This is a genomic window from Haloarcula pellucida (assembly GCF_014647235.1).
Taxonomy (GTDB): domain Archaea; phylum Halobacteriota; class Halobacteria; order Halobacteriales; family Haloarculaceae; genus Haloarcula; species Haloarcula pellucida.
Genome location: NZ_BMOU01000001.1, coordinates 1 through 22168 on the forward strand (window position 1 = coordinate 1; position 22168 = coordinate 22168).

The 22168-nt window shown below is 64.2% G+C and carries 34 protein-coding genes and 1 pseudogene; 27 read left to right on the plus strand and 8 right to left on the minus strand.

Annotation, left to right across the window (positions count from 1 at the left end):
• The 4 genes and pseudogenes from IEY28_RS00005 to IEY28_RS00020 form a co-directional block, all read left to right on the plus strand.
• Nucleotides 1-828 (plus strand): annotated as a pseudogene (locus tag IEY28_RS00005) (hypothetical protein); the annotation flags it as partial.
• 56 nt (nucleotides 829-884) lie between these two features.
• Nucleotides 885-1364 (plus strand): hypothetical protein, encoded by a 480-nt coding sequence (locus IEY28_RS00010; RefSeq protein ID WP_188993369.1) that lies wholly within the window; start codon nucleotides 885-887, stop codon nucleotides 1362-1364.
• 80 nt (nucleotides 1365-1444) lie between these two features.
• Complete coding sequence (locus IEY28_RS00015) at nucleotides 1445-1606, plus strand: hypothetical protein (RefSeq protein WP_188993371.1); 162 nt, start codon at nucleotides 1445-1447, stop codon at nucleotides 1604-1606.
• A 3-nt stretch (nucleotides 1607-1609) separates the two neighbouring features.
• Nucleotides 1610-2275, plus strand: a complete 666-nt coding sequence (locus tag IEY28_RS00020; protein ID WP_188993373.1) for a hypothetical protein — start codon at nucleotides 1610-1612, stop codon at nucleotides 2273-2275.
• Nucleotides 2276-2920: 645 nt separating this feature from the next.
• Here the strand turns inward: IEY28_RS00020 and IEY28_RS00025 are convergent.
• From IEY28_RS00025 to IEY28_RS00040, 4 genes are all read right to left on the minus strand, one after another.
• On the minus strand, nucleotides 2921-3739 hold the full coding sequence (locus IEY28_RS00025) for a DUF6517 family protein (RefSeq protein ID WP_188993376.1): 819 nt from the start codon (nucleotides 3737-3739) through the stop codon (nucleotides 2921-2923).
• Nucleotides 3740-3923: 184 nt separating this feature from the next.
• Nucleotides 3924-4538, minus strand: coding sequence for a J domain-containing protein (locus IEY28_RS00030; protein ID WP_188993378.1), 615 nt, complete (start codon nucleotides 4536-4538; stop codon nucleotides 3924-3926).
• Complete coding sequence (locus tag IEY28_RS00035) at nucleotides 4531-4746, minus strand: hypothetical protein (RefSeq protein ID WP_188993380.1); 216 nt, start codon at nucleotides 4744-4746, stop codon at nucleotides 4531-4533. Before IEY28_RS00035 ends, IEY28_RS00030 begins: the two co-directional genes overlap by 8 nt.
• A complete protein-coding gene (locus IEY28_RS00040) occupies nucleotides 4736-5095 on the minus strand; it encodes a hypothetical protein (RefSeq protein WP_188993382.1) in 360 nt (119 codons plus the stop codon). Before IEY28_RS00040 ends, IEY28_RS00035 begins: the two co-directional genes overlap by 11 nt.
• 114 nt (nucleotides 5096-5209) lie before the next feature.
• On the opposite strand from IEY28_RS00040, the gene IEY28_RS20560 reads away from it, so the two are divergent.
• The 9 genes from IEY28_RS20560 to IEY28_RS00085 all read left to right on the plus strand — a co-directional run bounded on the left by IEY28_RS20560 (nucleotide 5210) and on the right by IEY28_RS00085 (nucleotide 9850).
• A complete protein-coding gene (locus IEY28_RS20560; RefSeq protein WP_220639365.1) occupies nucleotides 5210-5593 on the plus strand; it encodes a hypothetical protein in 384 nt (127 codons plus the stop codon).
• Entirely contained in the window at nucleotides 5593-6069 is a 477-nt protein-coding gene (locus tag IEY28_RS00050; RefSeq protein ID WP_188993384.1) for a hypothetical protein, read from the plus strand. The genes IEY28_RS20560 and IEY28_RS00050 overlap by 1 nt, the downstream gene beginning before the upstream one ends.
• Nucleotides 6062-6367, plus strand: a complete 306-nt coding sequence (locus tag IEY28_RS00055; RefSeq protein WP_188993386.1) for a hypothetical protein — start codon at nucleotides 6062-6064, stop codon at nucleotides 6365-6367. Before IEY28_RS00050 ends, IEY28_RS00055 begins: the two co-directional genes overlap by 8 nt.
• A complete protein-coding gene (locus IEY28_RS00060) occupies nucleotides 6367-6711 on the plus strand; it encodes a hypothetical protein (protein ID WP_188993388.1) in 345 nt (114 codons plus the stop codon). The genes IEY28_RS00055 and IEY28_RS00060 overlap by 1 nt, the downstream gene beginning before the upstream one ends.
• Complete coding sequence (locus IEY28_RS00065) at nucleotides 6708-6974, plus strand: hypothetical protein (RefSeq protein ID WP_229783052.1); 267 nt, start codon at nucleotides 6708-6710, stop codon at nucleotides 6972-6974. Before IEY28_RS00060 ends, IEY28_RS00065 begins: the two co-directional genes overlap by 4 nt.
• Nucleotides 6975-7065: 91 nt before the next feature.
• Entirely contained in the window at nucleotides 7066-7281 is a 216-nt protein-coding gene (locus IEY28_RS00070; protein WP_188993390.1) for a hypothetical protein, read from the plus strand.
• Nucleotides 7282-7672: 391 nt separating this feature from the next.
• Nucleotides 7673-8407 (plus strand): hypothetical protein, encoded by a 735-nt coding sequence (locus IEY28_RS00075; protein WP_188993392.1) that lies wholly within the window; start codon nucleotides 7673-7675, stop codon nucleotides 8405-8407.
• Between the two features lie 88 nt (nucleotides 8408-8495).
• On the plus strand, nucleotides 8496-9569 hold the full coding sequence (locus IEY28_RS00080; protein WP_188993394.1) for a Cdc6/Cdc18 family protein: 1074 nt from the start codon (nucleotides 8496-8498) through the stop codon (nucleotides 9567-9569).
• A gap of 38 nt (nucleotides 9570-9607) precedes the next feature.
• A complete protein-coding gene (locus tag IEY28_RS00085) occupies nucleotides 9608-9850 on the plus strand; it encodes a hypothetical protein (RefSeq protein WP_188993396.1) in 243 nt (80 codons plus the stop codon).
• 5 nt (nucleotides 9851-9855) lie between these two features.
• On the opposite strand, the gene IEY28_RS00090 is transcribed toward IEY28_RS00085, so the two are convergent.
• Entirely contained in the window at nucleotides 9856-10098 is a 243-nt protein-coding gene (locus tag IEY28_RS00090; RefSeq protein WP_188993398.1) for an ArsR family transcriptional regulator, read from the minus strand.
• A 260-nt stretch (nucleotides 10099-10358) separates the two neighbouring features.
• Between IEY28_RS00090 and IEY28_RS00095 the strand changes: the two genes are divergently transcribed.
• The 10 genes from IEY28_RS00095 (at nucleotide 10359) to IEY28_RS00140 (ending at nucleotide 14778) form a co-directional block, all read left to right on the plus strand.
• Entirely contained in the window at nucleotides 10359-10949 is a 591-nt protein-coding gene (locus IEY28_RS00095; protein ID WP_188993400.1) for a hypothetical protein, read from the plus strand.
• Nucleotides 10946-11167: a hypothetical protein gene (locus IEY28_RS00100; protein WP_188993402.1), complete on the plus strand. Its 222-nt coding sequence runs from the start codon at nucleotides 10946-10948 to the stop codon at nucleotides 11165-11167. Before IEY28_RS00095 ends, IEY28_RS00100 begins: the two co-directional genes overlap by 4 nt.
• A 2-nt stretch (nucleotides 11168-11169) precedes the next feature.
• Complete coding sequence (locus tag IEY28_RS00105; protein ID WP_188993404.1) at nucleotides 11170-11493, plus strand: hypothetical protein; 324 nt, start codon at nucleotides 11170-11172, stop codon at nucleotides 11491-11493.
• On the plus strand, nucleotides 11494-11967 hold the full coding sequence (locus IEY28_RS00110; RefSeq protein ID WP_188993406.1) for a hypothetical protein: 474 nt from the start codon (nucleotides 11494-11496) through the stop codon (nucleotides 11965-11967).
• On the plus strand, nucleotides 11968-12234 hold the full coding sequence (locus tag IEY28_RS00115) for a hypothetical protein (protein ID WP_188993408.1): 267 nt from the start codon (nucleotides 11968-11970) through the stop codon (nucleotides 12232-12234).
• A complete protein-coding gene (locus tag IEY28_RS00120; RefSeq protein WP_188993410.1) occupies nucleotides 12231-12530 on the plus strand; it encodes a hypothetical protein in 300 nt (99 codons plus the stop codon). The genes IEY28_RS00115 and IEY28_RS00120 overlap by 4 nt, the downstream gene beginning before the upstream one ends.
• Nucleotides 12523-12930 carry a hypothetical protein gene (locus IEY28_RS00125; RefSeq protein ID WP_188993413.1) on the plus strand — a complete coding sequence of 136 codons (408 nt, stop codon included), beginning with the start codon at nucleotides 12523-12525 and terminating at the stop codon, nucleotides 12928-12930. Before IEY28_RS00120 ends, IEY28_RS00125 begins: the two co-directional genes overlap by 8 nt.
• Nucleotides 12920-13153, plus strand: a complete 234-nt coding sequence (locus IEY28_RS00130; protein WP_188993415.1) for a hypothetical protein — start codon at nucleotides 12920-12922, stop codon at nucleotides 13151-13153. Before IEY28_RS00125 ends, IEY28_RS00130 begins: the two co-directional genes overlap by 11 nt.
• On the plus strand, nucleotides 13150-14490 hold the full coding sequence (locus IEY28_RS00135) for a ParB/RepB/Spo0J family partition protein (RefSeq protein WP_188993417.1): 1341 nt from the start codon (nucleotides 13150-13152) through the stop codon (nucleotides 14488-14490). The genes IEY28_RS00130 and IEY28_RS00135 overlap by 4 nt, the downstream gene beginning before the upstream one ends.
• Before the next feature lie 126 nt (nucleotides 14491-14616).
• Nucleotides 14617-14778 carry a hypothetical protein gene (locus IEY28_RS00140; protein ID WP_188993419.1) on the plus strand — a complete coding sequence of 54 codons (162 nt, stop codon included), beginning with the start codon at nucleotides 14617-14619 and terminating at the stop codon, nucleotides 14776-14778.
• Here IEY28_RS00140 and IEY28_RS00145 read toward each other — a convergent pair.
• The 3 genes from IEY28_RS00145 to IEY28_RS00155 all read right to left on the minus strand — a co-directional run bounded on the left by IEY28_RS00145 (nucleotide 14748) and on the right by IEY28_RS00155 (nucleotide 16955).
• Complete coding sequence (locus IEY28_RS00145; protein WP_188993421.1) at nucleotides 14748-16016, minus strand: site-specific integrase; 1269 nt, start codon at nucleotides 16014-16016, stop codon at nucleotides 14748-14750. The two genes, IEY28_RS00140 and IEY28_RS00145, sit on opposite strands and share 31 nt — an antisense overlap.
• A 124-nt stretch (nucleotides 16017-16140) precedes the next feature.
• On the minus strand, nucleotides 16141-16656 hold the full coding sequence (locus tag IEY28_RS00150) for a PIN domain-containing protein (RefSeq protein WP_188993424.1): 516 nt from the start codon (nucleotides 16654-16656) through the stop codon (nucleotides 16141-16143).
• Nucleotides 16653-16955 (minus strand): UPF0175 family protein, encoded by a 303-nt coding sequence (locus tag IEY28_RS00155; protein ID WP_166968469.1) that lies wholly within the window; start codon nucleotides 16953-16955, stop codon nucleotides 16653-16655. The genes IEY28_RS00150 and IEY28_RS00155 overlap by 4 nt, the downstream gene beginning before the upstream one ends.
• A gap of 135 nt (nucleotides 16956-17090) precedes the next feature.
• Here IEY28_RS00155 and IEY28_RS00160 point away from each other — a divergent pair, with 135 nt between their 5' ends.
• From IEY28_RS00160 to IEY28_RS00175, 4 genes are read left to right on the plus strand one after another with little or no spacing between them, the layout of a single operon-like run.
• Nucleotides 17091-17930, plus strand: a complete 840-nt coding sequence (locus IEY28_RS00160) for a pantoate kinase (RefSeq protein WP_188993426.1) — start codon at nucleotides 17091-17093, stop codon at nucleotides 17928-17930.
• Nucleotides 17931-17978: 48 nt separating this feature from the next.
• Nucleotides 17979-18722, plus strand: a complete 744-nt coding sequence (locus IEY28_RS00165) for a 4-phosphopantoate--beta-alanine ligase (protein WP_188993428.1) — start codon at nucleotides 17979-17981, stop codon at nucleotides 18720-18722.
• Between the two features lie 2 nt (nucleotides 18723-18724).
• Nucleotides 18725-21265: an AAA family ATPase gene (locus IEY28_RS00170; protein ID WP_188993430.1), complete on the plus strand. Its 2541-nt coding sequence runs from the start codon at nucleotides 18725-18727 to the stop codon at nucleotides 21263-21265.
• Nucleotides 21266-21310: 45 nt separating this feature from the next.
• On the plus strand, nucleotides 21311-22099 hold the full coding sequence (locus IEY28_RS00175) for a hypothetical protein (RefSeq protein ID WP_188993432.1): 789 nt from the start codon (nucleotides 21311-21313) through the stop codon (nucleotides 22097-22099).
• The last annotated feature ends 69 nt before the right edge of the window (nucleotides 22100-22168 follow it).

A 22168-nucleotide genomic window follows, 5' to 3' on the forward strand; every position in this document is an offset into this window, starting at 1 on the left:
GCCGACCTCGACGACACGCCGCTACTCATCGACAAGACGGTCGACGAGCAGGCTCTCGAGGCGCTGCAGAACATCGCGAACTTCTCCGACTCGATCTTCGCGCTGACGTGGGACGAGTCCATCGACGACCTGCGCGTCCAGTGGACCCAGCCCGGTCAGCGCGTGCAAGATACGGATGCGGACCTCGTCGACTACGAGGTCGGCAAGATCAACAGCGGCAGCTACGACAAGGTCGTCATCAAGGGCCAGTCCAAGTCCGCCCAAGAGGAGAGCGTGACCGCCGACGTCGGTACCGCGGTGTCGCTTGATCACGCCAACGTCGTCGAGGGGTCGGGGCGTGTCGCCGCGACCGATGGCACGGTCTACGTCGAAGGCGATGACTACGAGTTCAACCGCTTACCCGGCGAGTTGGTTGCGCTCTCCGGCGGGTCGATCAGCGATGGTGAGTCGCTGGTCGTTGACTATCAGTGGAAGGTCAGCGGGTCGTACACTGCGCCGGACGCGCCGGCGTCGCCGAAGACGCTGGTCCGGGACGTGCCCTCACTGCCGTCGAGTCGGGGGTGTGAGCAGGCGGCGCTGTATCTCTATCGCGTCGTCGACGAGCCGCTCATCGAGGCCGAGGCGACGCTCGATGAGCTCCCGCCGACGGTGAGCATCGTCGAGACGCTGACCATCCCCGACCTGCCGACGGCTGGCGAGGCCGTCGAATTGCGGGACATCAACCAGTCCGAGAGCTCGCCGACCGTGTTGCTGGGGAGTCGGTCGACCATCGGCGACGCGCTGCAGGACATCCGCTCGCAGCTGCAGGCCGTCAGCAAGATCGTCTGATCGGCGACGGCACGCGGGTCGTGTGGCGTCGCACCCCCCGTTTTCGAGTTGTAACCATGATCTGGCCAGACCTCATCACGTTCAGACGCATCGTTCTCCCGCCGCTGGAGCGCAACGAGCGCCGCCTGTTCGGCCGGGACGTCATGTTCTCGAAGCCACTGCAGGCCCGGTGTTTCGCCGGCGCCGTTCGCGACGCTGACGTCGACGACGTCCGCTACGAGTTGCTCGCGATGGACACCGTGTTTCCGGTGAACACGGCGACGCTGAAGTACCACGAGACGCCCGAGGGCCGGGCCTACGAGTGTGGGTCGTATGCGCTGCGGCCCGACGGGTTCTTCGGCGAGTATCAGTATCACGTCCGGCTGTGGAACCACGAGGAGGGCGTCGGCGTGTCGGCCCACTACGAGCTCAACCCGTGGCGGCGGCCGCGTGATCACTACGCTGGCGTCGACTGGCAGCCTCGCGCTGGGGTAGAGAAGGCGTGGGCGCTGCTCGATATCGACTCGTCGGTGGGTGTTGACGGGATCCACAAATAATCAAAAACAGATCGGCTTCATGTTGACCCTATATGATAACAAACGGTAACTTTTTCATCAGTAGTTTAGTTGTACCTAGTATGGAGTACCCATCCCAGATGGCCGTCCGTGGCGAAATCAGCGTCACTCTCGACTCAGAAACCGATTTTACGGTCCGTGACAATACTGAGGAGGCTTTGGAGACCTACTCACAGAGCCCGATGCAGGTTGCTGAGGAACTGGCTGCTGAAATCTCGGAATAGCAAATGGGTGACGATCCAGATATTGAAGCTGGTCTCGCTGCCATCGCCGATTTCATCGACAGATCAGAAAGAACAGTCATTGACGAGATAAACACAACCAATGATGAAGGCACTCCGGTCAAAGGATATGCGTTCACACACGGCGATGATCAGCTATTCGCGTATTCGACTGCGGGAAGCCACTTTTTCACCGTTCAGTACGAATATGACGTAACTGAACAAGTCGCGTTTGCTGATAAGGCTCAACAAAAGCTCAACAAAGCTCCTGAAACAGTTGATGGTGAAATCGAAGTGAACGTTGATCTGGATGAGAATGATTTACAACGGGCTCAACAAAAAGTTGCGGCGATCAATGGGGACCGAAACCCAGAAACCCTGGAAAAGGCCCGGTCGAAGCTTGTTGAAATGCTCACTCATCCAGACTGCGCGTTTAAACTCAATCAGCGACTCAATGGTCCGCATGGGTTCAAGTTACAAAAGAAGCTATTCGTGTATGAGTCGGGAGTCCGAGCCTCAGATTTTGATGCGGCTTGCCAAACGCTTGTCAGCCTGTCGATGGTCCCACAGAACTTCTTGCAGAGCATATACGACATACAAATAGAGCCGCCTGGATCCGGAACTGAAGAGTCAACAGGGCCACAGGTGCCCGGTTCTCGTGGCTTCCAATAGACCGTTACCTGTGATCATCCACGCGTGCTCGATATCGACCCGTCGGCTGACATCGACGGCATCCGGCCACAGTCGGGCTAAGTTAGGACCCTGTTTCGTCGCCGTTTCAACAGGATAACAAAACCCCGTTGTCGCGAGTGGCTGACTGTGGGCGCAGTTGCCCACAACTCGTACCCCACCCCCTACGCGGCAACAGTCTGTCGCGTGTCTGGAGTTCGGGCACACACCGGTTCGATGGCATCGGCCGTCCGCTCACTTGGGGTCCGAACTCCACTGCTCAGCCGATTCCATCCCTCTGCCGGGTGTTTTTTTAGCCCGGTAGGGGTTCGATGACCCGGTAGCTGTGCGAGTCGGTCGCCGGAATCGAGTACGCCGACGGCGACGTGACGACAAACGGACCACAATAGTTCCGCTGTTTCTCTAACCAACACGTGGGGTTCTTCGGGGTCGGTGTTGGTTAGTGGACGCGGCCCGCACCAGAAAGTCCATAGGCAGTGAGTGGATAGCCGCGGGTGCGGACACCGCTGAAGCCATCTCTCTCGGCGTGTCCGTCACCCCACCCACACCGCTCACCCTTACCGTTCTCCCCCACCGCGTCGGGTGTTTTCAGCCCGGCGCTGTCCTCTCGTAATCAGTTGCGTCGCTCTACAGTGAGATATTTCGAACGAAATTGAGGATTTGCGATTCTCGGCGGGCTGGCTGTAAGTTCAAATCTACGTCAACCGACATCGAGATCGCGTCGGACATTGACACCTTCTCAGTAGCATCAAAATCCGCGTCGGGGTAAACCCCTCCTCCAGCCAGTATCGAACCGTCAGATTTCCACCGGCCTGCGATGCCTTTAATCGGAAGCATTCCACCGCCGAAACTCAGCTGGCTACGGTTGCTGTGCGGAATATCGACGTCTTCTATTGTTACCTCGGAAATAGGGTATTCGCCGCGGACCACCTGAAACTGAGCTGGGGGCGTATCCGGCGCATCCATTGGGGCAGACTGCTGAACGTTTTGCACCCCAAAATCGCTCATGGCGTTTTTCAAGTTGTTGAGTATCGCAGAGTCAATCTCGCCACTCTGTAGTCCGGTTGCGGCTGAAAAAGTGGACGGGAAGACATCTACTCTCGCGGCGAAGGCAACTGCAAACGGGCGGTCTATCTCTCCAAATGTGCTGTCGCTCACTCTTTTGCGGAGCTGCACATCTTCGTACCGGGTAACATGGCCGTGCGCAGTGTAATTGAGCGGTCCGACTGACCCTTTCTTCAGCAACCGCGGCTTTGAGTCGGGCGTAGTGAGTTCCCACCGGTCACTTGCATCAACCGATGGCGCAGGGACATCCTTGTCCGAGGGGGACCCAATATCTGCATCGGATGTGCTGCCACATCCAGCAAGTGCAGATATCCCAGTTGCACCTAATGCAGTGAGCAGGTGCCGACGTTTTATCTTTGTTTTGTTGCCATCTTTCGGCATGCTACGCCAGTCGGTAGGATGGCTTAAAAACCTTCTACCATCGTAGTGGAAGTAAAACCCAAAACTAATTGATGGCATTATTCCCGGTTTCCTAGCTGCCACCGGCCATCAGTTGGTCCAGGTTCCGCAGTCCCCTCGTGCGCAAAACCGTGTACGGCCAGCGTCGCGATCACCGCCGTCAACGTCATCCATCCAGCATAGCTGCCTTCGCCTGCTGGATCCGCTTGTACTCCTCCCGGTCCCCATCGTTGTCGGGGTGCGCGTTCGCGGACAGCCGCCGGGCCACGGCCTCGACGACGTCGTCGGGTGCGTCCTCGGCGACGCCCAGTACCTCGTGGGGTGCCTGCGTCGACGCAGTCCCCGACCCGTCGCCGGCGACGATGACGTCCTCGTCGTCACCACCAGGGAGCGCCTGCGTGGCAAACTCGTCGTCGACGGTCTCGACGCCGTACCGTTCCAGCGCCCGCTTCGCGTCGAGATACTTCGCGATGGCCTGGGCGTTGTCTCGCGGGTTGTCCCAGCGGTCACACGGGACAGCGAACTGCTGCCCGTCGCGCTCGAAGCGGGCGACGACGCCGGGGTCATCGTAGCTGGCGTTCGCGTACGGCTTGTTCGGGTTGCGCTGCTGGTGTTCGGCGCCCGTGTCCAGCTGGACGTTCCGGGCGCCGTCCATCTTCCGCAGCTCCTCGAGGATGTTGTCGAACGCTTGCGAGCGCGTCACCCGGAAGCCGTGGGGGTACGGCTCGCGGTCGCCCGGGTCCGTGCGGTCGAAGCCGTCCGGCCAGTCCAGGTCAGGCATCGTTGGATTCCCGTAGCTGGTCGACTTCGTTGGTCAGCGCCCGCTCGAGACTGCGGAGGTTGTCGTCAGCCTCCTGCAGCAGGTCGTGTTTCTCGGCGTCGAGCGCTGGTGCCGGCACCTGCTGCAGGGCGGCGACGGCGTCACGGACGTTGCTCAGTGCCTGTTCGCGGCACTCCAGGTCCGAGAGTGGTGTGGCGTCACTCGGCATCGTTCACCCCTAGGAGGTCAGCCATCCGTTCCAGCGCCTCTCCGAGTGCGTCGCCGTTGACCTGCTCGTGCGCAGCTCGTGCGTCCGCGAGCGCGTCGCGCAATTCGTCGACGTCCGCCCCCGACTCCGCACCGATCTCTTCTCGGCCGTCGTCGGTAATCTCGTAGAGACCACCGCCCAGATTGCTGGCGTAGTCGGCGGCTTTCAGCATCTGAAGGCGGTTCTGGATGTACTGGCGCGAGTATCCCAGTTCGTCAGCGAGGTTCTGCGGGAGGTTTCGCCCCTCCAGCAGTAGTTTGAGGATCTGTTCGTCGGCGTCGTTCAGCTCATGAGCCATTGATGGCTGCACATTCTATCCTCCGACCTTTACTATGCGCCTTGTCGAGATAAATGTTTGCTCCGACAAATACAGACTGTGTTGACAAAGCAAAGATTAAAGGGCATGGGTGTTGTACCTGTAAGTGTGAAGCGGGACACCGGTCAGAAGTTGGCCGGGGCGTGTTACAGCACGCCCGACCGCTTCCAGCAAGGAAGCATGCAGATCAAGACTCGCACCGGACTTCAGGATTCCGGCACGACTGTCGAAACGACCGCCCGCACGCTGGGCGACAGTATCGCATCCGCCACCCTCGGCACCGACGACGAGGGCTACGAACACCACTACATCCGCAGCGCCGACGCTGTGGTCGTCATCGACGGCGACGACGTCGACTACGTCGAGTACCTGGACGGCCGCCGACTCGACGAGTGGCGGCGCTACGTCGACCAGGAGCGTGGCTGGAGTAGCCCGGGACAGCTCGCCGGCGCCATCCTCGAGGCCGACCAGCGTCGGAAGGAGGGCAACTGATGGTCGAACAGAAGACGGTCCGGAACGAGGTCAGCACCATCGCCGCCGGTGCCCGCAGGACTCGCGACCTGACCGACGCCGAGTCGGAGTGTCTGCGGGACCTGCTCGCGGGTGACGAGGCGTTCGGCGCGCTGGTCACCGCCCAGCAGAACGCGATCCTCGTCGACGCCGACGATCACGGCCTCGACGAAGAGACCGAGCGCCTCGCGACCGACGCCGCCGGCAAGCTCGCCGACGCCATCGACCGGCGCATCGACGTCCAGGTCGCAGTGGCGAAGGACGTCGTCGCGTTTGCCGACGAGGTCGAGGCGCTGTCGTGGGGCGTCGCCATCGACCCGTATCAGGCTGGGTTCACGACGGTCACCGACCTGCAGCGGGCGACGCGGCCGGAGCTGGTCAACGCCGGCATGAACCCAAAGCTGGTCGACCGAGTGAAAGACGAGGTCGGCGACTTCGTGGAGGGCGCCGATGACTGAGACTCTCCCGCCGCTGCACGTCGGCGATCGCGTCGAAGACCGCGGCGACAACGGAGCCACGATGGTCGTGGTCGGTAAGCAGCTCGGCGCCGCCGGCGCGTACGACGTCGACGGCTGGGGCACCGTCGCCGACTACAACCAGGACTACCCCAGCGACGACGACGTCATCGAAGTCGTCTTTCCCGAGCGGACCACCGCCGACGTTGACCGTTTAGAGCGTTACGCCTACCCGCGCTCGCGGCTGGCGCTCGTCGAGCCCATCCACGATTGCGACGGCGGCGAGGAGGGCGAGGACTGATGGCGGCCACTGCCGACGCCGGCGACGTCGACCTGGCGGCGCTGGCCCAGCTGGACGACCGGGACGTCAAGGCGTTGACCGAGCCGATGGACATCTACGCCGACGACCCGGCCACCCGTGACGAGCAGGTCGCGGTCTACAACCACGGAACTCGGTACGTCATCGACCTCGTCGCCGAGACCTGCACGTGTCCGGACATGCTGCACCGCCGGCCCGACGGCGGGTGCAAGCACTGCCGCCGTATCCAGTTCCTGCGCGGCGAGCGGGAGATCCCCGCCGGCGTCGACCCTGACGCACTGGACGAGACGCTGCGCGAACACATCGATGACGGAGGGGACCGATGACCGACGACGTACCGTCGGAGGTCGATCACCGCCGGCAGCTGCAGGGCATCGCCTCGCGGGTGTACGGTGTTGAGGGGTCGGACGTCGTCGTCACGCGGAACCCGCTGCGGGGCCCGCGCCGGCGTGATCGGTACGACCTCCGCGGGGACGGTCGCTGGTGGCACGTCGAAGAGCGTTGGAGTGGCTGTCGGTGGGTGTTCGTCGGCAGTGAGATCCTCGAGGACGTCGACGTTGAGGTCGCCGGCGGGGAGATCATCGAATGAGGCGCGTCGAAGTCGGCGTCCCGGTGCCGGTGGTCGACGTCGAGATCGTCGTGTCGTACCACCGCGAGCGCGGGCTGGGGGTGGACATCGAGTGAAGTCCTTCGCCGATCCGTCGACGACGTTCGAACTCGTGTTCGAGGAGGTGCGGGTGGGCGACGGTGGGCTGACGGCGCCGCGACCGACCGGCGAGATTCGGTGTACGGAGTGTGGGGCGACGGCGCTCAATATCGACGATTTCCCGCACGAGCAGGACTGCCCGCAGCGGTTCGTTCACTCGCGGTGGTACGCTGAGCAGCTGCAGGACTGAGTCGCTGTTGCCACTACTGGCCGCCTGTCCGTTCCGAAAATAAACGCGGTACGTTACGACCGGTCAAACAGTGCCCATGCAGCCGCGAGCGCGACCAAGCCGACGATGAGGTATGCACCGTGATTGCGTGCCGGTTCAAATGCCAGAAATGCCAGTAGCGCGAAGGGGCTTATGTATACGAGTTTTACCAGTATTTGATCAACTCCCTTCGCCAGCTTTTCTGTGCTACTGGCAGACCGGCGATGGGACGATTCGGTGGACATGGACTTTTCCCTACCTGTGATTGGATTTTCCCGTTGTTAGTCGCTTCGAACTACACGTAGGAGATACGACGGATTTGTTAAATAACTACCGCCGGTTTTATCAATCCTGATGACACCCTATGGGATAGATGATAGGAGAGGGGACCAGACAGCTTGATCTCTATGACTTCTTTAGCATTTTCATACCCGGAGCAACGCTGTTATTGGGGCTTACTCCGTTCCTTCCCACAGATTCGAACCCACCCGCCGCAGTGCTCATTGCAGTCCTGATAATCGGCGGTGTCGTACTGGGACGGGCAATTCATGCGACTCGACTGTGGGCTGAAGAAGATGCTGGGGTGACCAGTCATCGTGACCGGTTCATTTCTGAGTTAATCACTCCCGACTACATCACGGACGACCTCGCTGACCAGTTCTACAACTGTTGCCAGGAGCAGTTTCAAGAGCTCTCCCTCCCAGAAAATCGGTCTCAGCTTGACCGGCAGAAACATGGCGATGATTTAAATATGCTATACTCACTCATTCGGTCCCATATCCACATCGATGCACGTGGCCGTTCGCGGACGTTTCAGGCGGTGCTTGATTTCTACGGTAGTATCTGGATAGTTTCATTTTTCTTAGTTATAATATACGCCATCTATTCGACGCTGAAATTGTTCAATGCCCTATCCGGTGGTGTCATTTCATACGGTTCGTATCTCCAAACACTCGGAATCCACCCAACAATCATCTTTTCTACGGCATTGGTGGCTCTCGGAGGAGCATACATTACGTTTAGAGGAGTCCGAAGCGACTACCGGAATATCTATATCCAGTACTTCATATCTGACTTCATCGTATTGCAAAGACAGTCCGAAAACTGAGTGGGGTTGCTAAACATCTGCGGAGATGTTCGGCTTCCGGAATTGACGCATCCATTTATATACCACTCCATCATCACTCTGAGTCGTCATGATTGTCGACCGGTCGGTCTTCGACGACTCACACCTCCCGCAGCGCCTCCAACACCGCGACGCCGAGGTCAACCAACTCGCCCGAGCGCTGGAGCCCGCCAAACAGGGCGACCCCGCCGACGATCTCCTCATCTCGGGCCCGCCCGGCGTCGGCAAATCCGTCCTCACGCGCCACACCATCGACCGCCTCGCTACCAGAGCTGACGTCCAGTACGCCCGTATCGAGTGCATGGGCCAGACGACGGCGAGCATCATCCGTGACGTCCTCGGCGCTATCGGTGACCGACCGCCGCAGAACACCGCTCGCGAAGACCTCTGTCTTCAGCTCCGCGAGCGTGTGACCGACCCTGTCGTGGTTGTCCTCGACGAGGCCAGTGAAGTCCACGAGACGAAAGCGCTGGATAGACTCGCCGACGTCGAGTACATCTCGATGGTGGTCATCTGCTACGACCCCGACGACTGGCTCTCGCAGGCACCCAACCGCATCGCGAGGCGATTCCACGGCCGGCAGCTCCGACTGGACCGCTACGGCGTCGATGAACTCGCGGACATCCTCGAACCACGCGCTCGCGAAGGCCTCGAACACGGCGCCGTTGCTCGCGACCAGCTGGAGACCATCGCCGACGAGGTCGCCGGCGTCGCTCGCTTCGGTATCTACTCGCTACTGGCGGCCGCGACGCTCGCGAAGGACCGAGGGCACGACGAGGTCCTCGACGTCGACGTCGCCGATGCCTACCCACTCGCCCAGGAGTGGATGCGACAGGCGGCGCTGGACTCGCTGGCCTTCCACCATCACGTGCTGTACGAAATCATCCGCGAAGCCGAGACGATCGACAGCCGGACACTGCACCAGCGGTACGACGCCATTGCCGACGACATCTACGCTGGCCGACAGCGGACGCCCCTAATCAAGCGAACTCGCCGGGACAAGCTCGCGAAGCTGCACGGGTACGATCTCATTGGACAGGAGGGTGGGACGAAAGACCGCATCTACTGGGTGTTGGACGAGAGCGTTCGGTCGGGGTACGATATCGACGTGCGCGTCGCGGCCACGAAAGATTCGGAATTGTAGCCCCTTTTTATACTCCACTCGGCCGTCGGTCTTCGTGTATGCCAGACACCATTGACACCATCGAGGTCCACACCGGCGACGAAGTAGAGGTCGAACACATCAAGGAGCTCTCGAACGGCGGCGCCCGCTTCGACTTCAGCACCGAAGATCGCCGCTGGCGCGTCGACGTCTCGAAGAGCGGGAAGACCGAGATCGTCACCACGTGGGAGTACGGTCAGCTGGCTGATCTGGACGAACCCGAGTGGCTCGGCGACGTCACCGTGCGACTCGCGAGGGCGTAAGAATGTCAGGCGTCGTCGACCGGGTCGAGCGTGCTGGCGTCGAGCTCCTCGTCCAGGTAGGCGATGCCTTCGTCAGTGATTGTATAGAGACCAGAAGCAATGCGATGGAGGAGTCCGTACTTCGCAAGTACGGAGCATCGTCGACTGGCGTGGTTAGCGGAAGTGACGCCGAACTCGTCGATAGCTGCGGGATTCAGGTTTCCCTGCTCTCGAAACAGCTCCAGTATCCTATCGTCAATAGGATCCATCCAATCAGCGTCCTTCCGTGGCACATCATCTCTGTGCTTCTGCGAAGTTTTAGAATCATCGGTCTGACAATTACTCATGTATTGTGCTTAACAACACATTTAGCATGTGCTTCTACTCATAGTTCGTGAGTAAGGACTAAGTAACTTGCCCAACTCTGTCATGTTGGAAGCCGTGTCCTCGTACGGGCGCTCAGAAAGTGCCCGACGTGGTGGCACACGTCGGACGCGGCTTCCGAACCCTGCGACGGTATTCCGAAGCCATGAGCAAATCACACGAGGGGCGTAATAAGAATACGCCCACTGAGAGCGGAATAGCCGACCGTGCAGACGGTCGTGATACTGCCGACTCGACGAGCGAGCAGCAAGCGGAGTCGCGCGATGACGCGACCCCAGAGAGGATTGGTTGTGCAGGCCAGACGGCCCGTACGAGTGACACCGACGACGCCGACGCCGATAACGCTGACGGCACTGTCCTCGCGTGCCCGGACTGTGACTCGACCGGCATCCGGTCGATGGTCCAGAACGGCTACGGCGTCGACGCCGACCACGACCACGACTACCGCTGTCGGCACTGCGGTGCCACGTTCGACGAGCCCGTCGAGCGCCCCACGAAGAACACGCCCGGCCGCAGCGGCTACCTCGCCGGCCGACTGGAGGATCTCGGCCCCGAGGACGTCGGCGAGCCCGTGACCGACGGCGGCTACGACGCCCAGATGCAACTCGCCTCGCGTCTGCGCGTCATCGCCGACGGCCTCGAGAGCGGCCACCAGCCCGACGACGACGTCGACGTGGACATCCACGACGGCCGGGCCACCGTCGTCGCGAGCTGTGAGTTGGAGGGCGACCGATGAAGCTCCCGACGACCATCGCTCGCAGCCTCGCCGCGGCATCCCCGACTCCAGACCGACCGCCGCAACCGGACCCGCTGTACCGACGCCGTGCGGTCGTCTTCGGTATGCAGGGCGCCCGAGAGATGGCGCTGCTCACCGACCGTGACGAAGATACCAGTCGAGATGCGTATCTCGTCTGCGACGGCGACGCACTCGTCGACACTGTGGAGGTGCGGTAACGATGCCGACGTTCAACCGCGCCGAGGCCCAGCGCCGCCTCGACGCCGACGACGGCGACCCCGAAGACCTCGTCATCCCTGTCGGTGAGCCCGGACAGAAGAACTGCTACCACGAGTCGACAGACTGCGGACACGTCGTCCGTACCATCGGCAGCGTCGACGATTCGGACAGACAGACTCGTTCGGAGGCCCAACGGCAGGGGTACGTCCCGTGCAAGCAGTGCGTCCTCGACACCTACAGTCTGGAAGGCTCGCAGGCACTGCGTCTCCAACTGGAGGACCCTGAGGTTACCAGCGCTGACGATATCGACTGGGAGGCGGTGTAGATGGCAGCTCAGAACCAGGGTCGCACGCGCGGACACCCACCGAACGACGACCTCCCGTGGGACTTGAGCCGACTCCCGCTGCCGGCCGACCAGTCCGCAACCGACGCCGCTGTGGACGTCCTCGAGGACGCCCAGCCCGAGACGCGAGCGACCGTGCGCCGGGTCCGGGACGCGCTGGTCGGGGAAATCCCCACCGACGCGCCGTCGCCAACCGACTGGATCCGGGCCATGCAACACACCGACGGCCAGCTGGTCGCGGTAACGTGGTCCAGCGCCGGCTTCAACGAGATCGGCTACGACGCCGACGAGGAGCGGTACGTCGTCGCCGGCTACTCCGCACTGGACCGCCTGCAAGGCAAGGACCCGCACTTCGCCGAGACGGCGACGCGGTCGGCGGCGAAGGATCTGCTGCACGGGTCCCCGCGAGCGGTGACCATCGACGAAGCGACGCTCCTAGACGGAGGTGAGCGATAGATGTCCGGGACTGAGCAGAACCCGATGCAGAAACTCGTTGACGGGATACGGGAACAGGCGGATGATAAGACGCCCGACGACGCTTACTGGTGTCCGAAGTGTAAGGCGTACTCCGTCACGGAGATCCTGCAAACAATCCGACGCGAGAAGTTCGGCGTTGAGAACGAGCTGTGGGGTTGCACGGAGTGCCGTCACTGCATGATTCCGCACACTGAGTGGCGGTCGGTGGATACGGCTACTGACCGGGGCGGAGGTGATGGCGCGTGACGCCCCATGCCGACTGTGAAGACTGTCCGTGGTCTTACGAGGGCGAGGATCTCGTCGAAGTCAGCGACGAAGCTGAGCGCCACCAGCGCAAGGAACTCCACGACGTCGACGTTCATCGTGGCGTCGCAACAGACGGCGGCATCGTTCGCTGGGCACACAGCGCCCGTCAACTCGCCGGTGTCGGCGACCAAGACCCGACGTGTAAGCACGACACCGTCGGCTGTCCCGGTCCCGAGGGACACTGGACGGACAGGTGTCTCGACTGCTTCGCCGAGGGAGGTGAGGACGGTGAGTGACGACTTCCTCTCACTCCTTTTTGTCCGCGCCACCGACCTCGCGGCGGCACGCGGTGATGTCCCTGAGGATGGGAGCGGCATCGACGGCGTCTGGACCGACGAGTTCCCCGACGTCGACGCGGACGAGCAGTGGTTCGTCGCGAGCAACGCCGACGAGGTGGCCCACGAGTACCGCGTCACCGATGACCGGACGACGGAGATCGAGCCGTTCCATGCCCACTTCTGGTGGGACACTGACCTCATCGCGCCAGCGGCCATCGTGTCTCCGGGTGGCGGACAGTTCCACGTCACCGACGAGTTCGACCGCTCCGTGGAGGACCAGATCATCGCGAGCATCGAGGCCGTCCTCGATGAACTCGGGTACGAAGACTTCGAGGCGGAGGTGTACGATGCCGAGTAGCGCACGCCAACGTGTTGAGGACCGGCCCGATAGCATCCTTGGCGGGATGTTCTGGGACTGGGGCCGCCGGTTCCGCGCTGTCTCGGTCCACCTCCACGCGGAAGGTGGCGATGTCCACCCGCGCGCCGTCATCGAGGGCTACGACCGGGCGCTCCACCCCATCATGCACGGCCGTCGACCGCACGATATCGCTCAGAAGGTCCGGGAGGTGTTCAGCCTGTGACGAACCCGTTCCACGGCTCGCTGGACGACCACTTCCGCGGCGAGCGCGTGCGCGTGGTCGGTAACGATGGCACGACCTACGAGGGGTGGTGCGAGCGCCTGCACCACCACGACCGCCACGTCATGCTCCGGGACGCCACCAACGTCGACCGGGATGCCGACGTCGGTGCCACCTTCGTGAGTCACTGCGACAGCATCGAGGTCCTCGACGAGACGAGTTGCGTCGAGCGGATCCGTCTCGACGACGTCGACCCGGCGCCGTACGCGATCCGTGAGTTCCGTCGAGACGAGAACCTGCAGTACATCGCCAACGTCCGCCAGAACGGTTGGGCGGGGTCGTTCCCCGTCGTCCGCGAGACCGAGGACGGCTACCAGATCGTCGAGGGACACAAGCGCCTGTGGGTCGCCGAGCAGGCTGGACTCGACAGCCATCCGGTTGAGGTCGTCGACGTCGACGACTGGGAACTCGCCTTCCGGTTCGTCGTCGATCACCTTCCGGACGCCGGGCAGGTCCACGACGGCGGCACTGCCGACGGCTGCTACGCCGACGAGCAGATCGAGGCGGCCATCGACGCCCTCGTTGAGCAGTGGGACGAGCGTGCGCTGGAGTTCGAGCGCGTGGCGTTCAATGCCGACCGGCTCGGGCTGGACGTCGTTGACGAGGATGATGATCAGGCGGACGACACCGGCGATGCCCCAGACGAGCAGACCACCGACGACGAGTCCACTGACGAGTTCAGCTGTGACGTCGACGGCTGTGCGTTCACCTCCAAGTCGGAGCGCGGGCTCGCCATCCACCAGGGGCGAACACACAGTGACGACGAGCAGACAGGGTCCGACGCCAGCGCTGAGGATGGGGAGGAAGAAGTAGCGTTCTGGTGTGGCTACTGTGCTGATGGGTTCCCGACTGAGCAGGGGGCCAAAACGCACTGTACGACCGTCCACGAGGACAAGGACACCTACATCCTCGACGTCGAACCGGACCTGGAGTGCGACGAGTGCGGGATGCAGTTCGCGAGACACACCGACCTCTCCAACCACCTCACCGGTCGCTGCGGGGCAACCCTCCCCGACCGGCTTTCTGTTGAGGAGTTCGAGGAGATCGTCGCCGACGCCGAGACGCTCCTCGAAGTCAATCAGGAAATTCGCGAATTGAGCCGCGAGCAGGTCAAGGCGCTCATCGAAGAACACGGCCTGCGTGATGAGGTCCCGACTCTCGACGCTGGGTCGCCCCAGGCGTTGGTCGAGTCGCTCAACCTCGACGAAGACGACGGGGACCACCCCGAAGGTGACGATACCTGGAAAGAGTACTCGATGGCAGGGAGGGAGCAAGCATGAGGCCGGTTCACCACGGCCTCCTGATGCTCCTCTGGGGAGTGCTGTGTACACTACTCCTCGCCGTCGCGATGGGGGCGATACCGTGACCCGGAGTTGTGAGCAGTCGCTGCGGGAGGTCGATTTCTGATGAGCAGAAGTACATCACCATCCACCACGGACGAGGGCGAGTCCGAGAGCTGGGCCGAAGCCCATCGCGAGGAATTGGAACGCGAAGCCGAGAGCGACGCGCCCCACGCCTGGGTCGCCGAGCGCGTGCTTCAGTCTCTCGACGAGGAGGGCGATTCATGAGTCCCCAGCTGGCTCGGGTCGGCCTCGATCTCTTGGAGCAGTTCGGCGACGAACTGTCGGCGGCCAGCATCGTCGAGTTCGGCGAGGCCATCAGCGAGGGAGCCGACGGCGGAGTCTTTCGTCTCACGTGCTTCGCGCGAGTTCGGTTCGCCACACCAGGAGCAGTAATCAGCATGGGCTGGAATCGTCTCTCGGCAGTTACCACAGGTCGTGCGTTCCTTCGAGAGCGAGTCGTCGTCCTCGACGACGCCGGCCTCGGCGAAGATCTCCTCGTTCATCTGCTCGGCTGTGACGTGGACGTATCGCTGCCACATGTTGGTGTCCAGCGACCACTGGACGCGGTGTTGGATCTCCTGTTTGCCCCACCCCTCGCGCCACATACGCGTAACAGCCGTGTGGCGGAAGTTGTGAGGGTTGACTGGCTTGTCGATACCGGCGTCGTCGGCGACGCTTCGGAGGACCGACCGGAAGCGTTCGGGAGAGAGCGCCCCGTCGTCTTCGGTGACGTCACCGAACCCTTCGAAGCTGTGGAAGAGGGCGGCCTCGGGCTCGTCGGGGCGTGGATGGGAGTGACGCAGATAGACGCGCAGCGAGGCCTTGCTGTCGATGATGGGATAGGGCTTGATCTCGGCCCCTTTCAGGCCGATAGCGTTTCGGTTCGGCGTGTACGTCGCTCGCTCACCGTCGAGGTCGACATCCTTCACACGGAGCGAGCCGGCGAGCGTGAGCCGGACGCCGGTATCTGCGAGGAACTCGACGATAGCCTGGTTTCGCGGCCGCTTGCACGCGTCGACGAGGGCGGCGACTTCATCCTGGGTGAGCATGTCGTCCTCGTTGACGGTCTTTTGCTGCTGGGCGGGCTTGTCGGGGTCGAAGTCTTCGACCCATTTGTCCTCGCGATGGTTCGCGAAGGCCGCGAGCGCAGCCTGGTAGTTGTAGACCGTCGACTCCGAGGGCGGGCCACCACGGCCGGCATCGGGGTCGTTCCGGAGTTCGAAGAACAACTCGCGGACGTCGTCGAGGGAGAGGTCGACCAGCGGGATGTCGCTGCGCTCTCCCAGCACTCGGAGACGGCCCGCATACTGGGCCAGCGACGAGACAGCAAGGTCACCGTCACGGTCTCGCAGCCACTGGTGGATGGCGTCGCGGTCCTCGCTGTGCAGGTCGTCGCTGTCTTCGAGCCTATCGAGGGCGTTCCGGTAGCGACGACGGAACCCACTGAAGTCGTCGGTCGGCATAGTACGGACAAGAGACTCGGCTTTAATCAAAGGACTGTGTGTAAAACCCACGCTTTCGCGACTATCGGCGAACCCGCGTGGTCGCCCGACTGCGCGGGGGTGGGCGGTTCCGCCGGTCGCGGCACTACTCTGCCACCTCGCCGACCGCCCGCTCTCGCAACTCGCCCGTGAGGTGCATCCCGTGCTGGTCGATGCGCCGGACGATGCGTTTTGCCTGTGTCGGACTGAGATACTTGTCCTCGATGGCCGCGCGGACGACGACGCCGAAACTGCTCGTCACCTCGGCGCCGAGTCCCTGTGCGGTCCGGCGGACGGTGCGGTCCTCGGAGACGACTGCGACGGCCGAGCGGTCGGACTGGTCGCGGTGTGCGAGGACGCCGGCCAGAACGGTGACGGCAGCACCGATGTCCTTCTCGCCAAGCACCGAACGGGCCCGCTCTATCTGGCCCTCGTCGACGGTCGTCTCCACGTCGCCCCCCGCCAGAAACTCCGAGAGGTTGGTGGCGGTCGGTTCGACCGGCACCGCCTCGACGACTGGGTCGGGGATGACCACGTCGCCGTCGAACGCCTCCAACAGCGACAGTTCGCCCACCTGTCCGAGGCTGTAGACGGCGGTCGGGCCGAGGTAGATACGGGTCATAGCTCCGCGGCGGTGTCGGCGTCGAGTTCGAGGTCCGACAGTTGCAGTTGCGTGGTCAGATTGCGCTCGCGGGCCACGTCTAGCCACTCGGCGATGGAGAGGTCCGCGATCTGGGCGGCCTCCGCCGCCGAGATGTCGCCCGATTGGTACTGCTCGACGGCCACGCGGATGCGCAGCGTCTCCAGTCCCTCGCGAAGCGCCTTGCGGATCGTCGTCGAGCGGTCCTCGGAGAGCAACTCTGCCACGTCGTCGAGTTCGGCCTTCTCCTCGCTGGGAAGCCGAGCGCTAATCGTTGGCATTGTTTACACGGTGGTCTCAGGTAAACGCACATCAAGGTAGGGGTCGGGGAACCGAGTGTTGGCTGGATGACTATTCTGGCCGACGACGAGTCGAACCGCCAACCGTTAAGCGGGCTGGTCCCCGATGAGTGGGCAATGAGCGACGACGCACGGGCGTTCGTCCCGGGCCACGTGACCGGATTTTTCACGGTCGACCGGGCGGACGATCCGACGAAGACGGGGTCTCGGGGTGGCGGGATCGCACTCTCCGACGGCGTCTCGGTGACAGTCGAACCGGCCGCCGAGACGACCGTCGAACTCGACGGCGAGCGCGTCGAGATGGACGCTGTCGAGCGAGTACTGGCGGCGCTCCGCGCCTCGGCACGCGTCACCGCCGAGACGCCTCTTCCGCTCGGTGCCGGGTTCGGGGTCTCCGGCGCGATGGCGCTGGGGACGGCGCTGGCGGCCAACGCCGCCTTCGACCGCCACCTCTCGTACAACGAACTGGTGACGATCGCCCACGGCGCCGAAGTGCAGGCCGGGACCGGACTGGGCGACGTCGTCGGGCAGGCCCGTGGCGGGGTGCCGCTTCGACTCGAACCCGGCGGGCCACAGCACAACGACGTCGACGCGATTCCCGCACGCGCCCGCGTAGAGTACCACACGTTGGGCGAACTGTCGACGGCCGACGTGGTCGGCGGCGACACCGAGACGCTGACCCGGGCCGGCGAACGAGCGCTCTCGATGGTCGTCGAAGACCCGACGCTCGACACCGTCACTCGCGCGTCACGGCAGTTCTCCCGTGAAGCCGAGTTGCTGACCGAGGCGGTACAGGCAGTCATCCGGGACGTGACCGAGGCCGGCGGCGACGCGGCGATGGCGATGCTGGGCGAGACGGTCTTCTCGTTCGGCACGGGGCTGACCGACGCGGGCTACGACGCGAGCGTCTGTGAGGTGTACCCACCGGGCGCGACCGTCGAGAACGGGCCGTCGTAGCGGCCCGCGACCGACGACTTTTCGACGGTCGGCGTCGGAGTGGAATATATGAGCGACGAGGTCGAGGTACCCGAGAGCCATCCCCGCTACGAGTCGTTGCTGACGCGCCACCGCATCGAGGCGGGCGTGGACCGCGGAATCACCTCCAGACAGGGACTCATCGCGCAGGGCCGCGGCGAGGCCTACGACTATCTGCTGGGCGAACGGACCATCGAGAGCGCTGATCGGGCCGAGCGAGCGGCGGCCGCCTACATCCTGCAGGCCGACCACGCCGTCGTCTCGGTGAACGGCAACGCCGCCGCCCTCGTCCCCGGCGAACTCGTCGAACTGGCCGAGGCGACCGGCGCTGACCTCGAAGTGAACCTGTTCAACCGCACGGAAGAGCGGATTCACGCCATCGCGGAGTACCTCCGCGAACACGGCGCCGAGGCGGTGCTGGGACTCGAAGCCGACGGCCGCATCCCGGGCCTCGACCACGAACGTGCGAAGGTCGACGCCGACGGCATCGGCGACGCCGACGTGGTGCTGGTCCCCCTCGAAGACGGCGACCGGGCGGAGGCGCTGGGCGAGATGGGCAAGACGGAACTCGTCGTCGACCTCAACCCGCTCAGCCGGTCGGCGCAGGTCGCGACGGTCCCCATCATCGACAACATCGTCCGGGCGATTCCGAACGTGACAGCCCACGCGCGCGAACTGGCCGACGACCCCGAGGCACAGCGAGACGCTATCGAGGCGTTCGACGCCGACGAGGCGCTCTCGGCGGCCGAGCGGGCGATACGCGACGGTGAGTGACGATGGGACTGCGACCGTACATCTATGCGGACCGGCGCCTCCCGGACGCCGAGACGGTTCGGGAGACGCTCGCAGAGCGAACGCTGACGAAGTTCGGCGACGACGAGCAGTTGGCCCGCCTCCACCGCGTGTTCTACCCAGTCTTCCGCGTCTCCTATGCCTACGAGACCGGGGAGGGCAAACTGTTCGGGACCGAGCGACAGGCGGCGACGGCACTGCTCGACGGGCTCTGGGCGGACAACGACGACGCGCTGGCCCGGTACGCCGACGGGACGGACAGTCCGGTGCGTCGGGCGACCAACGACTACGATTTCGGCCTCGACGACCCGGGCCTCGGTCGATCCGTCCTCTTCCGGTTTCAGGTGCCGACCGGCGACGCCGAGTCGCTGCTTCCCCGCCGCGTCGAGGAGTACCGCCAACAGTGTGGTGGCACCGCGAACGTCTTCTTGCGGAAGCTCCGGGAGTCCTACGGGTTGCCCGGCGACTTCGACCCCGCCGGGTTCGAGGGCGTGACTGACGTCGAGCGCGTGTATCTCCCGTTCTGGCTGGCGGAGTTTCACTCCCCTCACTCCGAGGACGCCGCGATGGTGACGTTCCGCGACCCAGATGCGCCAGAGCGGGAGATGCGAACGCACGGGTGGCTCGCGGCGTTCGTCAGCGAACGACCTCGCCGCCTCGCGACCTACGGCTACGAAGTCGACCCGGACCGCCTCGAACGGAACATCCGCGAGCGAATCGGGACGAGCGAGGAGGACGACCCGGACGAGACCGATGGGACCGACACACCGCCCCGGCCGTCGGGGGCCGGCGGTGCGCCGACGGTGACCCGCGAGGGCTCAGACGACGACGGCGTCGTCCAACCCGACGGCGTGGATATGTCCGCCGAGAGACTGGTCGACCCGAATCCCGACCGGAGTTTCGCGGACGTAGGGGGGATGAGCGACCTGCTCTCGACGCTCAACCACAAGGTCGTCCGTCCGCTCGAAGACCCGGAGACGTTCGAGGAGTACGGCATCGGCGTCGTCAACGGCGTCCTCTTACACGGACCGCCGGGATGCGGGAAGACGCACGTCGCCGGTGCGCTGGCCGGCGAAGTCGGCCACTCGTTCGTGGAGGTATCGCCGGCCGACGTAACGAGCAAGTACATGGGCGAACCCGCAAAGAACGTCGAGGAACTGTTCACCGTCGCCAGAGCGAACGCCCCCTGCATCCTCTTCATCGACGAAATAGACGGTATCGCCGGCTCTCGCGGCGGCGACAGCGACATGAACGCCAGCGAGCAGCAACTCGTCAACCAACTGCTGACCGAACTGGAGGGCATCGCGGCCGACGACGTGGTGGTCGTCGGCGCGACGAACCTCGTCGAGGACGTCGACGGCGCTATCCGGCGCTCGGGTCGGTTCGACGAGCGAGTGGAGGTGCCGCCGCCGGACGCCGAGGCCCGCCGCGAGATACTCCGTCTCCACCTCGCCGGCCGCCCTATCGCCGAGGATCTCGCCCTCGACTCGGTGGTCGAGGAGACGGCCGGCTACGCGGCCAGCGACCTCGAACTGCTCGCGGAGAACGCCGCTCGGGCGGCGCTCCGCGCCGACGAACCCATCGGGACGCCCCATCTGGCGTCGGCCGCCGCCGAGGCCGAGACGAGCATCCCCGACTGGGTCGACCCGGCGGACGTGGCCGAGGGCGGCGTCGTCCAACCCGACGGCGTCGACCTGCAGGCGACGAATCTGGTCGACCCGGACCCGGACCGGGACTTCTCGGCGGTCGGTGGGATGGCCGATCTGAAGGCGCGTCTCGAAGAGACGGTGCTAGACCCCATCGAGAACAGCGACGCCTACGCCGAGTACGACATCGACGTGCTCTCTGGGCTGTTGCTCTATGGCCCGCCGGGGTGTGGCAAGACCCACCTCGCCGGGGCGCTCGCGGGCGAACTCGGTCACTCGTTCGTCGAGGTGTCGCCGGCCGACGTGACGAGCAAGTGGATGGGCGAACCGGCCCGCAACGTCGCCCAACTGTTCGACATCGCGCGGGCGAACGCGCCCTGCGTCCTGTTCATCGACGAGATAGACGGCATCGCCAGTTCCCGGCGGGGGTCGATGAACACGAGCGAGCAGCAACTCGTCAATCAACTGCTGACCGAACTGGAGGGCGCTGCGGCCGACGACGTGGTGGTCGTCGGCGCGACGAACTTCGTCGAGGACGTCGACGGGGCGTTGCGCCGCTCCGGTCGGTTCGACGAGCGAGTGGAGGTGCCGCCGCCGGACGCCGAGGCCCGCCGCGAGATTATCGACGTCCACCTCCGGACCCGACCGGTGGCCGAGGACGTCGACTGGGACGCCGTCGTCGAACCCACCGAGGGCTACGCGGCCAGCGACCTCGAACTGCTGGCCGAAGACGCCGCTCGGCACGCGTTCCGAGACGACTCCCACATCGCACAGACTCACCTCGAAACCGCCGTCTGGGAGACTCGGTCGAGCATCGCCGACTGGGACGGCCGCGACCGGTACGCCGACGACGAGGACACGGCAGCGCTGAACCTGTAGCCTTGGGGGGTGACTTCTTGCCGGTTCGGCCCCTCTCTCCGAACGATGCCCGTGTATCCCTCGGTCCGTGACCACGGCGTCTCGCTGTGCGAACGGGCCGGTTACGACGTGACGGTGCGTGAGGACCTGCGGGGACCGCCAGCGCTGGCCGAACCCGAGGACGCCGCGGTCGGCCTCGTCGACGCGGAGATCCCGCGCCCCGTCGCCATCGAACCGCTCACCGAGGCCGACGTGGGGCCGTCCGGACTCGTCCCGCGTTTCGCCGACGCGCTTCGGGAGGGCCGTGACTGCCTGTTCGTCGTCCCCTCGACGGCGGCGACCGGAACGACGCTCACGCAGGTCGTCGCGACGGTGCTTGGCGACCCGGCGTGCGTGGCCGTCGACGAGCCCGACGGCAGACACTTCTACAAGGGCCCCGACCGCGTGCCGCTGTCGGACGGGAGCTACGCCTGTGCCCGCGCACCGGCGGCGGACCTCCAGTGGCGTGAAGTCCGAGTCGACGAGGGACGGCCGCGACTGGAACTGAGCGTCGGCACCGAGGTCGTCGCCGTCTTCGAACACGTCGACGCCCTCGGTGACGCGGGACGGCACGCCTTCCAGTACGCCTACCGCCGGGCCGACGACGGCCGGTTCGAGGTGACTGCCGGTGGCGAAGTCGTCGAGCGGTTCCCCGGGCCGACGGCGATGCGTCGCGGCGGGTACGCCCCGGTGCCGATGCCCATCGTCCCCGAACACCTGTTCCCCGCCGACGCCGACCGGTCGCGCTGGGCCGTCTGCCAACCCGACGGCGGGGAGGACGTGCTCACCGCGGCCGGTCTGCACGCGTGGGTCTGAACGCCGGCCCGAGCGGCGCCTAGTCGCCCAATTTCTGTCCGTCTGTGTCTCCCGAGCCACGGCACTGCC